General features: G+C 64.8%; 13 protein-coding genes and 4 pseudogenes. 13 read left to right on the top strand and 4 right to left on the bottom strand.

Features of this window, described 5'->3' with window-relative positions; genetic code table 11:
• Positions 1 to 142: 142 nt before the first annotated feature.
• Positions 143 to 1,003 (top strand): cyclopropane mycolic acid synthase family methyltransferase, encoded by an 861-nt coding sequence (locus QOC69_RS26385; RefSeq protein ID WP_526445227.1) that lies wholly within the window; start codon positions 143 to 145, stop codon positions 1,001 to 1,003.
• A gap of 706 nt (positions 1,004 to 1,709) precedes the next feature.
• Here the strand turns inward: QOC69_RS26385 and QOC69_RS26380 are convergent.
• Both QOC69_RS26380 and QOC69_RS26375 read right to left on the bottom strand, forming a co-directional pair.
• The gene (locus tag QOC69_RS26380; protein WP_526445223.1) at positions 1,710 to 2,924 is read right to left on the bottom strand and encodes a serine hydrolase domain-containing protein; all 1,215 of its coding nucleotides are present in this window, start codon (positions 2,922 to 2,924) and stop codon (positions 1,710 to 1,712) included.
• A 104-nt stretch (positions 2,925 to 3,028) separates the two neighbouring features.
• Positions 3,029 to 3,324 (bottom strand): annotated as a pseudogene (locus QOC69_RS26375) (integrase core domain-containing protein); the annotation flags it as partial.
• A 200-nt stretch (positions 3,325 to 3,524) separates the two neighbouring features.
• On the opposite strand from QOC69_RS26375, the gene QOC69_RS26370 reads away from it, so the two are divergent.
• On the top strand, positions 3,525 to 3,776 hold the full coding sequence (locus QOC69_RS26370) for an LAGLIDADG family homing endonuclease (RefSeq protein ID WP_526445220.1): 252 nt from the start codon (positions 3,525 to 3,527) through the stop codon (positions 3,774 to 3,776).
• 6 nt (positions 3,777 to 3,782) lie between these two features.
• Here QOC69_RS26370 and QOC69_RS26365 read toward each other — a convergent pair whose 3' ends face one another.
• Positions 3,783 to 4,781 (bottom strand): GlxA family transcriptional regulator, encoded by a 999-nt coding sequence (locus QOC69_RS26365; protein ID WP_526445218.1) that lies wholly within the window; start codon positions 4,779 to 4,781, stop codon positions 3,783 to 3,785.
• Between the two features lie 71 nt (positions 4,782 to 4,852).
• Between QOC69_RS26365 and QOC69_RS26360 the strand changes: the two genes are divergently transcribed.
• The 11 genes and pseudogenes from QOC69_RS26360 (at position 4,853) to QOC69_RS26310 (ending at position 14,105) form a co-directional block, all read left to right on the top strand.
• The gene (locus QOC69_RS26360; RefSeq protein ID WP_526445216.1) at positions 4,853 to 5,782 is read left to right on the top strand and encodes an LLM class flavin-dependent oxidoreductase; all 930 of its coding nucleotides are present in this window, start codon (positions 4,853 to 4,855) and stop codon (positions 5,780 to 5,782) included.
• Positions 5,783 to 6,843: 1,061 nt separating this feature from the next.
• Positions 6,844 to 7,293: pseudogene (locus QOC69_RS26355) on the top strand (adenylate/guanylate cyclase domain-containing protein); the annotation flags it as partial.
• A pseudogene (locus tag QOC69_RS26350) lies at positions 7,281 to 9,646 on the top strand (LuxR C-terminal-related transcriptional regulator); the annotation flags it as partial. The pseudogenes QOC69_RS26355 and QOC69_RS26350, both read left to right, overlap by 13 nt.
• A 196-nt stretch (positions 9,647 to 9,842) precedes the next feature.
• Positions 9,843 to 10,382, top strand: a complete 540-nt coding sequence (locus QOC69_RS26345) for an RNA polymerase sigma factor (protein ID WP_526445225.1) — start codon at positions 9,843 to 9,845, stop codon at positions 10,380 to 10,382.
• Positions 10,379 to 11,092: a Rieske (2Fe-2S) protein gene (locus tag QOC69_RS26340; protein WP_526445214.1), complete on the top strand. Its 714-nt coding sequence runs from the start codon at positions 10,379 to 10,381 to the stop codon at positions 11,090 to 11,092. Before QOC69_RS26345 ends, QOC69_RS26340 begins: the two co-directional genes overlap by 4 nt.
• Before the next feature lie 31 nt (positions 11,093 to 11,123).
• Positions 11,124 to 11,246, top strand: coding sequence for a hypothetical protein (locus QOC69_RS26335; protein WP_526445212.1), 123 nt, complete (start codon positions 11,124 to 11,126; stop codon positions 11,244 to 11,246).
• Between the two features lie 142 nt (positions 11,247 to 11,388).
• Positions 11,389 to 11,838 (top strand): cupredoxin domain-containing protein, encoded by a 450-nt coding sequence (locus QOC69_RS26330; RefSeq protein WP_526445210.1) that lies wholly within the window; start codon positions 11,389 to 11,391, stop codon positions 11,836 to 11,838.
• Positions 11,835 to 12,773, top strand: a complete 939-nt coding sequence (locus QOC69_RS26325) for a metallophosphoesterase family protein (RefSeq protein ID WP_526445208.1) — start codon at positions 11,835 to 11,837, stop codon at positions 12,771 to 12,773. The genes QOC69_RS26330 and QOC69_RS26325 overlap by 4 nt, the downstream gene beginning before the upstream one ends.
• The gene (locus tag QOC69_RS26320; protein ID WP_526445206.1) at positions 12,770 to 13,180 is read left to right on the top strand and encodes a hypothetical protein; all 411 of its coding nucleotides are present in this window, start codon (positions 12,770 to 12,772) and stop codon (positions 13,178 to 13,180) included. Before QOC69_RS26325 ends, QOC69_RS26320 begins: the two co-directional genes overlap by 4 nt.
• A 170-nt stretch (positions 13,181 to 13,350) precedes the next feature.
• Positions 13,351 to 13,719: a hypothetical protein gene (locus QOC69_RS26315; RefSeq protein ID WP_526445203.1), complete on the top strand. Its 369-nt coding sequence runs from the start codon at positions 13,351 to 13,353 to the stop codon at positions 13,717 to 13,719.
• Positions 13,720 to 13,805: 86 nt separating this feature from the next.
• Positions 13,806 to 14,105 (top strand): hypothetical protein, encoded by a 300-nt coding sequence (locus QOC69_RS26310; protein ID WP_526445201.1) that lies wholly within the window; start codon positions 13,806 to 13,808, stop codon positions 14,103 to 14,105.
• A 77-nt stretch (positions 14,106 to 14,182) separates the two neighbouring features.
• Here QOC69_RS26310 and QOC69_RS26305 read toward each other — a convergent pair.
• Positions 14,183 to 14,533: pseudogene (locus QOC69_RS26305) on the bottom strand (carboxylic acid reductase); the annotation flags it as partial.

The raw sequence follows: 14,533 nt of genomic DNA, 5'->3' as shown, positions 1-14,533 counted from the left end.
AGACAAGCCGCATCATCGCTGGTCGGGGCCTCGGCGTATGACATGCGTTTTGAGAACGTACAGCGTCCCCCGAATCGCCCCGGCATGTCCGGAGACCAGTGATGAGGTTCTCAAACTCGAATGGCGGCCTAACATCGCATGGATGGGTGAGCTACGTCCGCATTACGAGGTTTTGCAGTCGATCTACGACATCTCGGACGAATTCTTTGAACTGTTCTTAGGCCCCACATTCGGGTACACCTGCGCATACTTCGAACGCGACGACATGACCCTCGACGAGGCTCAAAACGCCAAGTTCGATCTGGCCCTGGGCAAGCTGAACCTCCAGCCGGGTATGACGCTGCTGGACATCGGCTGCGGCTGGGGCGGCGGTATGCAACGGGCGATCGAAACTTACGACATCAACGTCATCGGCTTGACCCTCAGCCGTTCCCAGCGCGACTATGCCGAGGCCAAGCTGGCCAAGGTCCCGACGCACCGCCACGTCGAGGTGCGGTTGCAGGGCTGGGAGGAATTCGAGGGCAAGGTCGACAGGATCGTCTGCATTGGCGCATTCGAACATTTCGGCCACGAGCGCTACGACGCCTTCTTCGACATGGCCTACAGCGCGCTGCCCGACGACGGTTCGATGCTTTTGCACACGATTTGCGGGATAACCCAGGACGACTGCGTGCGACTGGGTATCCCGATCACACTTAGGGTTGCCCGGTTCGTCAAGTTCATCATCACCGAGATCTTCCCCGGCGGCAGACTGCCGACCGTGTCGATGGTCCAAACGCAGGCCAGTAATGCCGGGTTCCGGGTAAGCCGGGTGCAGTCGCTGCAACCACACTATTCAAAGACGCTCGACCAGTGGGCAGCCGCGTTGGAGGCCCATCGAGACGACGCCATCGCGGTCCAGTCGCAAGAGGTTTACGACCGCTACATGAAGTACCTCACCGGTTGCGCGGACCTGTTCCGCGGCGGGTACCTCGATGTCAATCAGTTCACCCTGGAGAAGTAGGGGTTAACCAACATTTCGCTCCGGCTCCGGCGGGGTTTGTCGGATGCCCAGCCGACTCCTCCAAGCCCGCCCGCCGATGGGCGACCAAGTCGATGCGATATGCCAATAGCCCTGCGCTCCAAGGTAATTCGTCACTGTGGCGCATTGGTAGTGACATGGGGAGAGGGCCGGTCGATTTGCCGACTGTACGGCCGGCGATCCAGAGCATGTTCACCGACACATCGGTCCACGTCGAACCGAGCCATGGCGACACCGGAGACCGCGTTATTGCCGTCGCTCGCGGCGGTTGCCACGGTCACGTGCCTTAATGGGGCTACGTTCCAACCGCCGGTTTACTTGCTCCTCCGCAGAAGCATTCCGGGTTCCACACGCGTCGCCTGAAGAAATGACACGATGAACCGGCCCGGGGAGTCCGGAGACTTTCCGGTGTGAGAACTCAGCCGGCGGCTGGTCTCGATGTTGAGCGTAGTCGGCGGTCTCTAGTTCGACAGGTGGGATGTCGCCGCTCTACTGGTAGAGGCGGCGGAGGTTGAACCAGTCGATGCCGCGAGCGGTGGAGTATGCGATCTCTTCGACGGTTCAATAGCGCTGCAGTGCAACTGATGTGCCATCAGTCTGCTGGTTAACCCGTATATTTGATTTCCGCATATTCGGTCTGAGACAAACTCTGCCAAGCCCAGAAGTAGCGGCATGGCGCTTGCCGGTATCAGCCGATTACGTGGTCAGCGCTGATGACGCTGGTGATTGCGTGCGCAAGTGTCGCGTAGGCCTCTTGTGGGACGTCGGTGTTGATGAAGAAGACGAGGGTGGTCTGCGTCTGGGGGAGGTAGAACGCCATGGTTTCGTAGCCGAACATGACGCCGGTGTGTCCGATCCAACCGGCGGCGTCGATGATACCTAAACCGTAGAAGGCAGTTTGCTCGGGGTTCATCGGCACCGTGGTGTCGAGGCGCTGCCGCTGGGTCTCCGGCTTGAGCAGCGTCCCGGTGGCCAGTGCGCGCGCCCAGATCCGCATGTCGTCGAGCGTGGAGATCATGTTTCCGGCCGCCCAGGCCCAGGAAAAGTTCCAGTCGGTGGTGATCTGCGCTGCCCCATGCAAAGGCCATGGTGGCGATGGAGTGCGTGACGTAGTCGTGTATCCGTGCGGGTGCGGGTCGGGGAACGCTGGCGTGGTCGGAAAGCTGGTGTGGGTCATCTTCAGTGGGGCGAGGATGTGCTCGCTTATGTAGTCCTGCAGGGTTTGACCGCTCTGCTTTTCGACCACGAGACCCAGCAGCACGGTGTTGGTGTTTGAGTACTGGTACTGGGTGCCGGGTGGGAACTGCAGGGGTTTGTCGAGTGCGTAGCCGAGCAACTGGGCAGGGGTAAAGGATTTGTGTGGGTCGGCTATGTATGGATCGAGGAACTGCGTCACGTCATCGAATGTGATCAGTCCGCTGCGCATCTGGGCCAGCTCGCGCAGCGTGATCTGGTCGCCCGACGGTACGCCGGACATGTACTTCGAGATCGGATCGTCGAGCGCCAGCTTCCCCTGATCGACCAGTTGCAGCAGCGCGGTAATGGTGAATGTCTTTGTCAGGCTGCCGATTCGGCTATACATGTCGGTTGACATAGGCGCACGGGTCGCCTTGTCGGCGACACCGAAGGTCCGCACATAGTTTCCCGCCGGACCCCAGATGCCGACTATTGCCCCGGGGATCGATGCCTTTGTCATGGCCTGACCGATCGCGTCATCGAGCTGGGTTGCGACCGCACCTGCGAGTGGAGTGCTGGCCTGCGCGCTTGATGTCGCCGACCCACCAGAAGTCGACGGGACCGTAGATGAGCACGCAGCCAACGCCACCATTGCCGTGGCCGTCACTGCGATCACCACGGGCCGGATCCGCGCTAGCCAGAATCGTGGGGACGCCGATCGGGTCATTTGCGGCTCCTACGCGTCAAGGCCGGAAAGGAATCTGGCGGTGGTCGGGGGCGGATGCGGTGACGCTGGGGCACTTGACCGCCGCGACTTTCTGATCGCAGAACTCAGCCGGCGGCTGCACTCCGGTGTTGAGCGTAATAGGCGGTCTCTAATTCGACCGGCGGTATGTCGCCGCAGTACTCGTAGAGGCGGCGGTGGTTGAACCAGTGGACCCATTCGGCAGTAGCCAGCTCGACCTCTTCGATGGTCCGCCACGGTCTGCGTGGTCTGATCAACTCGGTTTTGTACAGACCGTTGATCGACTCGGCCAGCGCGTTGTCATAGGATTGCCGACCGCGCCGACCGAGGGTTGGATCCCGGCTTCGGCGAGCCGTTCGGAGAAGCGGATCGAGGCCGCTTGGTGACTGCTCTGAGGTTCTCCTCATCGACACTGGCGCCAAGCACTTCGGTGTCACCGCAAAGCGCGACGAATACCCGGCGGCCAGGGTCACCACGCTCCGACTGCCGGCGCCGTATCACTTGACTCATGGCAAGCGGAATCCCATTGCAGCCTGGCTCGACGGGCTAGGTCTGTTCGATGAGCGGAGCTAGGACAAGTTCGTGCCAGCGGAGGTCTTCGCCGCGCCGAACGATCAGGTCGCGCTGTTCCTGCGGCATCTGTGGGCTACGGACGGATGCGTCAAATGGGACCGAAGGTTAAGCAAGGTCGAATCTAGTACGCGTCGACGAGCGGGCGTCTCACGGACGATGTCAGGCAATTGCTTTTTGCGGCTGGGCATTTCGTCGCGTGCCTATCGCGTACCTCAGGGTGAGCATCGCGAGATTTGGATCTCCACATATCGGGCGCGCTGAGTTGAGTTAATCCCTGACGGGCGCATCTGAGGGCCCGTGAAACGTGCGGCGGTAGGCGCTGGGGGACACGCCGATCGCGTTCCGCAGATGCGCGCGCAAGGAGGCTGCAGTGCCGAGGCCCGCAGCGCCGGCGATTTGATCGATGGGCAGTTCGGTCGATTCGAGCAGGCGACGCGCGTGGTCGATGCGCTGCCCGATGAGCCACTGGCTCGGGCTCGTACCCGTCTCGTCGCGGAACCGTCGACTAAAGGTCCGAATGCTCATCGACGCGTGACGGGCCATGGTCGCCAGTGTCAGGTCGGAATCCAAGTGCCGCAGGGCCCATCCGCGGGTGGAGGCTGTAGACGCGTCACCGCTGTCCGGCATGGGGGTCGCGACGAATTGGGCTTGCCCGCCTTCCCGCCACGGCGCGACGACGCACGCGCGCGCAACGGCGTTGGCGATACCGCTGCCGTGATCCAGGCGGATGAGGTGAAGACAAAGATCGACGCCCGCCGCCGCCCCGGCCGACGTGAGCACATCACCGTCGTCGACGAACAATACGTCGCGGTTGAGCCGCACGGTGGGGAATTCGCCGGAGAACGCTGCGGCGTGGTTCCAGTGTGTCGTCGCCGGGCGGCCGTCTAACAGTCCGGTCATCGCCACGATCTGAGCGCCAGTGCAGATGGACATGATTCTCGTGCCCGGCCGCGGGTGCCGAAGCGCCTTGACTACCACGTCAACCTGGCGCCGGTCTAGCCGGCACAGGTCCACTGCTGGTACGACGATCGAGTCGGCCGATCTGATCGCACTGAGATCCGAACCAGGCTTGATCATGAAGTCGGAGTTGGTGCGCACGGATTCTCCGTCCACCGACGCGGTGACCACTTCGTAGAGCGGTCGTCCGGCCTCGTCTAGGGCTGCCCCGAACAGACGAGCTGGTATCGAGAACTCGAACGGGATGACCCCATCCACCGCAATCACCACGACACGGTGCCGCCGCCCATCTGTCCTTTTATCGATCATGGCCAGATTCTTTCACTTATTGGCATTCGGGCCACTGTCGGCCCGGCGGCTCAGGCCGCAAGATGGGCCACATGCAGATCGGATTGGGTTTCTTCGCATCATCCGTGCCAGACAACGTCGCCTTGATCAAACGGGCGGAGCTTGCGGGTGTACCGGCGGTCTGGGCGGTCATGCCCGTAACTAGTTACGACACGCCCACACTGTTTGCCGCCGCGTTGGCCCGAACCGAACGCGTCATCGTCGGCACCGCCATCGTGCCCGCGTTCACGCGTCACCCGGTCGCATTGATCAGCCAGGCTGCCACCCTCGAAGCGCTTGCACCCGGCCGGCTGCGCCTGGGCGTCGGGACCGGCAATCTGGTCGTGACGGCGGACGTACTTGGCGCGCCGGTGTCGCAGCCATTGGCGCGGATGGCCGAATACGTCAGTGTCCTGCGGTCCGGGCTTCGGCAAGGAGAGGTGCATCACCAAGGAACCTTCTACACTGTCGACGCCGTATTCCCTTCCGCGCCGGGGACTCCCGTCGTGCTCGCCGCGCTGGGCCCCAAGGCCTTCGAGACCGCTGGAGTGGTGGCTGACGCGGCGATGTCCTGGCACTGCCCGCCGGCTTACCTCGACGACATCGCCCGACCTGCGCTCGCCCGGGGCGCCGAGTCGACTGGCCGTGCTGTTCCGCACATCGTGCAGCAGGTGTCGGTTGCCGTCACCGAGAACCGTGCGCAGGCCTTGGAGTGGGCACGTCCGCACCTCGTACCCTTCGTGAACTCACCGGTGTACGCGACCATGTTCGCCGCGGCCGGATATCCGCAGTCCGGCGACGGCACGGTCACCGACGATCTGCTCGATGCGCTGGTGATCTGCGGCTCGCAGGAAGCGATCGCCGAGGAACTCGCGCGACGAGCTGAAGTGGACGAGGTGTTCGCCACTCTCATGGCTGGACCGGACGCCGACGCTGAGATGGACGTCCTGTTGCGCGCCGTGGCCACCGCGCGATCGGTTTGAGCGTGGCCAGGTGTGAGCGCATTGACCGGTGACTCTGTCCTCTCACACCATTTCAGTTGCCTATCACAGTGACGAAACCCGGAGGTGAATGTCAGCCGGCGTTGGTTCACGAATCTCTATGAGAATCAGCGGTGTTTCGGGAGCTGAAGATGAACCGCCCCGGGATGTCCAGAGTCTCCGGACATCCCGGGGCGGTTCTTGTCAAAGTAGCCCGGCGATTCCGGTCAATCTTCGCTGCAACTCGACACTTGCGCAGCTGGTACAAAACTGCAGCACGAAACACATTGCACCACACCATGATAACGAACGCGGCTTACTCTTTCACGCATAATGAGGATTATCCATGAAACACGGGTGAGTGTTTGAGCAGCCGGGGGAGCGGCGGAACATGCTACTCAGAGTATCTGTTCTAAGGGGACACGCTGACCTGCTAGGAGCAGAAAGCGCGAGCGGGGCCGTGCGTGCTCCGCTCACTTTTTCTTGAAATCGCTTAACTCTCGCGTCACAGATGGGCAACGAGGCCTGCAACGAGCCCGTGGGGAATCTGAACCGTGGCACCCATACGCCGAGGGCTATTGCCAGGACGGTCTCGCCGGCGCAGACTTGCCGGCAGGACGAAATCCCGATTTGGGTCAGTGACGCCTCGTAGGGGGAGTGTGCAGGCGCAAACTGTGCTCGGGCGTGCTAAGAAACCTACTGCTTCATCAGCTGTGCGCCCGTTCCGGTGCACGTCCGACCCCTGGATATCGCCGATGCGCACGGCACGATCGCGGTCGTAATGCGCAATCACCGAATTACCTTCCCGCACTGGTCAATGGCATCGGATCGAGCTGTTGATCTTCGATCGTCGGGACCATATCTCAAAATCACTTACTCAGATGCAGTGGGACGTTCGTGATGTGCTCGCACACGTGCAGCAGCTGGTGGAGCGCACGCCGGTGCCGGCGCCGTGACAGCAGCGCCTTCGGTCGAAGGCGCGGCCAGGGTGGAAATGGCCCCAATGGCGTTCGCCCAAATGCTCATCGGCGGTCTGTATCGCGCAGGCCATCGGGTACGGCTTCGTGACAGCGACGTCGTGCCGGAAGTGTGGCACCGAGCTGCTGCAGAGCGCTCGCTTCTGCCACATGTGCGGGTCGCCGAGCATCCCGTCGTACGCGCCGGCTGAATACAAACAGGTGACGATCCTGTTCGCCGATGTGGTGCATTCGATGGATATCGCCGTAGCGCTGGGCGCGGAGCGGCTGCGGGAGATCATGACCTGCCTCTTCAACCGCTCCGCGGTGATCGTGCAGCGCCGTGGCGGCACCGTCGATAAGTTCACCGGCGACGGCATCATGGCGCTCTTCGGTGCCCCGGCCGCCCTGGAGGACCACGCGTTGCGCGCATGTCTGGCAGCCCTCGGAATTCAGGAGGAGGCGCAGCGCCTGGCCGCCGAGGTCGCACGCCGTGACGGAGTTGATCTGCAGCTGCGGATCGGACTGAACTCGGGGCGGGTCATCACTGTGAGCATCTGCTGGACGCGTGCGCGGCGCTGGTTGTCGCCTGCAGGGCGGCTGCCCCGCGGTGACGGTTGTGGCCACGAGTCGTGAACCGATCGGGGTGGCCGGTGAGGTGAGTTGGCGGGTGCCGTCGCTGTCGCTGGCCGACGAGGCGATCGAGTTGTTCGCCGACCGCGCGCGCCGGGTCCGCCCCGATTTCCGCCTCACCGACGACGACGACGCCATCGCGGCGGAGATCTGTCGGCGACTCGACGGGGTGCCGTTGGCGATCGAGCTGGCGGCGGCGCGGGTGCGCGTCTTGTCACTGACCGAGATCCGCGACGGCCTGCATGACCGCTTCCGGCTGCTGACCGGCGGTGCCCGCACCGCGGTGCGCCGTCAGCAGACGTTGCGGGCCTCGGTGGATTGGTCGCATGCGCTGCTGACCGAGCCTGAACGGGTCGTGTTCGCTCGGCTGGCGGTATTCATGGGTGGGTTCGACCTCGACGCCGCAGAGGCAGTCGTCGGCGGCGGCGACGTGGAACGCTTCCAGGTCCTCGACCTGCTCACACTGTTGGTCGACAAGTCTCTGGTGGTGGCCGAAACGGCCAGTGGCCGAACGCGATACCGTTTGCTGGAGACGGTGCGCCAGTACGCTCTGGAAAGGCTCGGCGAGTCAGGCCAGGCCGACGCCGTGCGTGCCCGTCACCGCGACTACTACACCACCATGGCGGCGACGCTCGACACTCCGGCGCCCAGCGGCCACGAGGAGCGTCTCGATCAGGCCGAGACCGAGATCGACAACCTGCGGGCCGCGTTCACATGGAGCCGCGAAAACTCCGATATCGAGCTTGCGTCGCAGCTGGCGTCGTCACTGCAGTCACTGTGGCTCGCACGAGGACGGATCCGGGAAGGGCATGCCTGGTTCGACGCAGTCCTCGCCGACGCGGACGCACACCCGGACGACGTGGCGCCGGCGGTTCGGGCGCGCGCGCTCGCCGACAACGTCATGCTTGACATGCATGCAGGTGGCACCGACAGCATGGACCAAGCCCTTCAAGCGCTGGCGATCGCGCGGGAAGTCGATGACCCCGCCCTGCTGGCCCGGGCCCTGACGGCCTGCGGTAGCTTCGCGGTCTACGACCCCGAGGTGGCCCGCCCATACTTCGCCGAGGCGATCGGCCTGGCCCGCTCGATAGGCGACGGGTGGAGGCTCAGCCAGATCCTGGTCTGGCAGGCGTACGGGGCGGTCATGGTGGGTGATCCGATCACGATACGCGCGGCCGCCGAAGAAGGACGCGACCTCGCCGAAGCCATCGGTGACCGGTTCGCGTCGGATGGGTGCCGGTGGAGTCTCGGTGTGGCACAAGGGATGACCGGTGATTTCGTTGGAGCCGTCACGCAACTACGTGAGGTGATTGCCGAGGCCGACGCGGCTCACGACACGCTCTGGAAGTGCTGCGCCCTATTCATGCAGGCCCTCATGCTGGCGCACCACGGCGACCCGAGTGCGGCGCGGGAGACAGCCAACGCGGCCGTCGAGGCCGGCGCGGAGCTCGGCGGATTCTTTCCAGGCCTCGCCTACGCGGGGTTGACTATCGCGACCCTCGCCGCGGGCGACGTTGCCGCCGCGGACGATGCGATCGCGGCGGGCTTGCCCCATCTCAATCGTCAGCCCAAGCAGGCGGCGATCTGGATCGCTTACGCGGCTCAGGCGGCGCTGGTGCGCGGCGATCTGACCGCGGCCCGGCGCTTGGCCGACGACGCGGTCGCGGCGACCAGCGGCTTACACCTGTCGCTGGCACTGACGACGCGCGCCGGCGTTGCGATCGCACAGGGTGAGCCCGAACAGGCCGCCCGCGACGCGCACGACGCGCTCGCAACCGCCACCAGCACCGGTGCATACGCCGCCGCTCCCGATACCCTCGAGTGCCTCGCCTTACTCGCCGTCGGCGCCGGCAGTCACCGTGAAGCGGCGCGGCTGTTCGGCGCCGCAGACGCCATCCGGCAGCGCGGCGGCCTCGTCCGGTTCAAGATCTTCGACGCCTTCTTCGAATTCCCGCTGGCAGCGCTTCGTGAGGGGATGGGCGAGAAGGACTTTGAATCCGCGTGGGCCGAGGGCGCCGCGCTGTCCACCGAAGAAGCGATCGCCTACGCCCAGCGCCGTCGCGGCGAACGCAAACGCCCCGCGAGTGGCTGGGACTCACTCACGCCCACCGAGCGCGACGTCGTACGGCTGGTCAGCGAAGGGCTCGCCAACAACGACGTCGCCACGCGGCTGTTCGTCTCACCGCGCACCGTGCAAACCCACCTGACCCACGTCTACTCAAAACTCGGACTCACCTCTCGCGTACAACTCGCGCAGGAAGCAGCCCGGCACGGCTGATCCGGCCCGCATGGCGGACCGTCTGCCTTGTCCGGCCCGATCTTGGCGTCCCGCACGGCGGCCCGGAAGTGATCCGCCGGCGCGACATTCCTGCACGTTCCCTGTGAATACGTGGTGTAACCCGAGTCCCTATTGATAGTCGGAGCCACGATTTAGGCGAACGGACTTTCATGTGAATAGGCGGCCCAACCTCGTGATGGTGGAGCGCGAACCCGACCCACCCCGGGTACTGAAGGCGGTGCCCGTAGACCGATATCCCGATTGGGAGGCGGTCTACCAGGACAACGCGACCTGGGTGTACCGCACGATCTTCGCGCGCGTCGGGAATCGGGCCGACGCCGAGGACCTGACGGCCGAAGTGTTTCTCGCGGCGCTGAAGCCGCTGAAGATCACGGCATCCAAGGCGGAGGTTCGCGCCTACCTGCGGGCGACCGCCCGGACCGTCCTCGCCGCGCACTGGCGCCAGACGCTCGGCCGCAAGATCACCACGATCGACGAACTCGAGCTCGCCGCCCCCGAGAGCGAAGAGGCCATCAGCACCGCGCCCGAGCGGGTCGGTGAGGTGCTGCGGGCGCTGCCCGACAACTACCGCCAGATACTGGAACTGCGCTTCCTGCATGGCCGTTCGATCAAGGACTCGGCGAACGAGCTGGGTATCAGCGTCGCGAACGCCAAGGTTCTGCAGCATCGGGCTCTACGCTTGGCAGCACAGGTCAACGGGAAGGGCGAGCAATGAACGCGCGAGGACTGCGGCGCTACATTGACGACCTCGCGGCCGGTCGTCGTCCCAAGCCGTTCGAGCCCGACGACTTCGAGGCCGAGCAGATCCGCACCGCCATCGACCTGCAGGCCGCCCGGCCGGGTGCCGATGCGCCGCGTCAGGAATTCCTGTCCGATCTGCACAGCCGCCTCGCCGCCCAGATGGACGGCGACCCGGATTCGACGACGAATGTGCGCCGGCTGCCGACGGCCACCCGCCGCCAGGTGGTGGTCGGGACGTCCGCGGCAGCGGCTGCCGCGGTCGCCGCGGTCGCGGTGGATCGGCTGGTGATTCGTGACGACAACGCACCCGACGTGACGGCCGGGGGCGGCGAGCTCACCCCCAACGAGGGCAGTTGGCAGGCCGTCGGCAAGAGTTCGGAGGTCACCGAGGATGGCGTGATGCATCCGTTCGAGGTGGGCTCGGTCATCGGGTTCGTCCGCCGTGTCGACGGCCAGCCCGAGGCGGTGTCGGGGGTGTGCACGCACCAGGGTTGCCGGCTGTGGTTCGACAAGCCCGACACCCGGCTGCGCTGCCCGTGCCATCGGACGTCGTTCTCGCCGGAGGGCCAGGTGCTGACCCATCAGCTGTCGATCTCGCCTGCGCCGCTGCCGAAACTGGAGGTGCGCGAGGCCGACGGTGAGATCCAGGTGTTCGCGCCCGCCGAGCCGACCGAACCGGCTTGAGTTTCGTCACGGTTCAGAGGTTTGCGCGGTCGTGACCGGCTTCGCCACCGCCGATGCCGTGCCCCCAGGTCTACCGGGCATGGCCCTGCCCACGCCGATGCCGCCCGAGGTCGCCGACCACGTCGCCGCCGTCGCGCTGGTCGGCGCGGTGTAACCCGCCTCCCTATCTCTTGGTGAGCGGTCCAAGCTCTGGACTCGCGATCCAACCACGGAGGTGCACGTTGTCTCGACACTATTTGTCCCACCGCCGCTTGTTCCGACGCCGCTTGAACCAACACCGAAGGCTCGCGCTCGCCATGCTTCCCGGTGCGGCGGTCGTGCTGTTGCTCGCCGGCTGCTCGGGCGGCAGCGATACCGCCACCGCGCCACCATCGGTGACGTTCGCCACCGACGTCAGCGTGACACCGGGTATGTCTGCCATGCCCGGAATGCCAGCCATGACGGCTCCGATGCCCGGTACACCCGCGGATGCGCCGGCGCCGGCAGCACAGGGCGGAAATGCCGTCGATATCACGAACTTCGCGTTTGCACCGGTGACGTTGACGATCCCGGTCGGTGCCACGGTGACCTGGACCAATCACGACGAGGAACCGCACACCATCGTGAGCGGCGACGGGTCCACGTTCCACTCACCCGGCATGGGTACCGGCGGCACCTACTCGTTCACCTTCACCAACGCGGGCTCATACGACTACGTGTGCTCGATCCACCCGTTCATGCACGGCACCGTGGTCGTGACCAAATGACAGAGCAACAGGATCCGCAGGGGATGACCCGACGCCAGCTGATGCGCCACTCGGCGTGGTTCGGCGCGGCCGTCGTGCTGACCGTGGCCGGGGGAGAGGTCATCTCGCATGTGGCCGGTTCGGCCATGTCCGGCGCGGCGCAACCGGCGCGACCGACGTTGCGGTTCGCCCAGATCAGCGACAGCCATATCGGTTTCAACGGGCCGGCCAATACGAACGTCACGCAGACGTTCACCGAGGCGATCAATCAAGTCAACAGCCTGGGCTACACCCCGGATTTCGTGATCCATACTGGTGACCTCACGCACCTGGCGACGCCGGAGCAGTTCGATCAGGTCAAACAGATGATGGCGGGTATCAACACGCCGCACATCTTCACCGTTCCCGGCGAGCACGACACAATCGACGAAGGCGCGCGGCAATACATGCAGGCCTTCGGTGCGGGAACGCGCGGCGGCGGCTGGTACAGCTTCGACACCGCGGGCGTGCATGTCATCGCTCTGGTGAACACGCTCAACTTCAAGAAGCTCGGCCACCTCGGAAACGATCAGCTCGAGTTCATCGAGAAGGACGTGGCGGGGTTGTCGAGCGACACCCCGATTGTTGTGTTCAGCCACATCCCGCTATTCGCGATGTACCCGGACTGGGGCTGGGGGACCGACGACGCCACCCAGGCGCTGAGCTACCTGCGCCGGTTCTCGTCGGTGACGTGTCTGAACGGTCATGTGCACCAGCTGTTTACGAAGACCGAGGGCAACGTCACCTTCCACAGTGGCACTACCACCGCGTATCCGTTGCCCCATCCTGGTGACGGACCCGCGCCGAAACCGGTGACGCTGCCTGCCGGGAAGCTGAAGGACGCTCTCGGCATTCGCGAGGTCAGCTACACCAAGGGCAACGACGCCCTCGCCTTGAAGGAGCAGACGCTGAAATGAGCACACCCACACGCAGTTTCCCCGCCGCCACGGTGGGGTCGCGGGCCGGTATCAGTCTGACATTGGCGGTCAGCGGGCTCATCCACGCCGAGCTCTATGTGCATGGGTATCGGTACGTGCCGACTATCGGGCCGGCGTTCCTGGTGCAGGCGAGTGTCTTTGTGGCGCTGGCCATTCTGATCGCGGTAGGCGGTCCGCGATGGCTGCAGTGGGTGGCAGGGCTAGGCGCGCTGGGCTCGCTGGTGGCCTTCGCGTTGTCGCGGACGGTAGGGATCTTCGGCTTCGTGGAGCACGGCTGGAATCCCGCACCACAGGCGCTCGTGAGCGTGCTCGCTGAAGTGCTGACCGTCGTGCTGTGCGCTGCTGCAGCGTTCGCGGCGCGAGGCGGGAGCGCCCGCGACTTCTGACATCCCTTCTGGCATTTTCGGAGGCTCAGGCCAACGACCATTCCCGGTCGTTGGCCAGAGCCATTTTTGTGCCCAAATTCGCGGCAACCATTGTGTAACCCTCCCGCCTATTTCTTAGTGAGGCGATTCAAACAGCGCCGAGCCAATTCAACGAAGAATGAGGACAAATCATGACTTTCCCAACCCCACTGCGGTTCATTGCAGGATTCGGCATTGCCGCCGCGATCGCCTTGGGCGCCGGCCCCCTGGCTTCCGCCGCTGCCGCCAACCCGACGGGCGGTGCCGACCCGTACGTCCCGGCTGGCACGAACCCGATGGTGCCCTACGGGCCTGATGCGGCGCAGATGTACGGCCCCAACCCATTTGGGGGCCACGGACCCGACCCCGCGCAGGTGTACGGCCCCAGCGCGGGCCACCCCGGCGACCCCAGCCCGTTCGTCGCCGGCGGCCCCAACCCGTCCACGCCATTCGGGGCGGACCCGTTCGTTCCGTTCGGGCCTAGTCCGTTTGTTCCCTTCGGAACTCAGTCGCAGCAGTAATTGGTGGCGCTTTTGCTCGGCGTCGTGTTGTAACCCGCCTGCCTATCTATAAATAACCATTCCAATTCACCAGAAAGAGCAACATCATGACGAATTACATCCGCACCACTGCCGTTGCGGCCGGTCTGATCGCCGCGGCGATGGGATCCGCTGGCCTGGCCTCGGCGGCCCCCACCGGTTCGGTGAACGCCGCCACCACGATCCAGGACCTTCAGGCCAACGGCTACCGGGTGATCCTGAACAAGGTCGGCGCCGAGCCGCTCTCGGTGTGTCACGTGACGTCGATCCGCCCGGGGCAGCCCGTCACCGAGACGGTGCCTGGTGGAGGCGGGGACACTTTGCAGAAGGTTGTGTACACGCCTGTCTACGTGGACGTCGCGCCCTGACGACTCCCGGCACCCAAGAGCCCACCTCCGAGCGGTGAGTGGAGGTCGCGCGCGGAGGTGGGCAGTTTGGGGGCCGGTCAGAGCAGGCCGAGCAGCTCCAGATCGGTGACGTACTTGACGATCACCGGTGCGGAGATGTGCGGGATGTCCTTGTCCGGCCCGATCTTGGCGTCCTGCGCGGCGGCCCGGAAGTGATCCGCCGGCGCGAGGGACCCGTTGATCGGGTGTTCGGGTGACTGGTAGTTGCTTCTCGGGCAGTGCCCGCAGCGTGGTGTCGAACCGCGCCAACCAGGCCGCGTATCCGGGCACCCGGGCGATCGGGTAGCCGGCGTCGATGAGCCAGTCGACGTAGGTGTCCATGCCGATGCCGTCGTCGTACGGGTTCATCACGTGGTAGGTCTCGAAGCCCTCGACCACGTTGGCCCCGA

Source organism: Mycobacterium sp., from assembly GCF_032162105.1.
Taxonomy (GTDB): Bacteria; Actinomycetota; Actinomycetes; order Mycobacteriales; family Mycobacteriaceae; genus Mycobacterium.
Note: the sequence above shows the minus strand (reverse complement) of the source record. Positions and strands in the feature narration are given on the sequence as shown.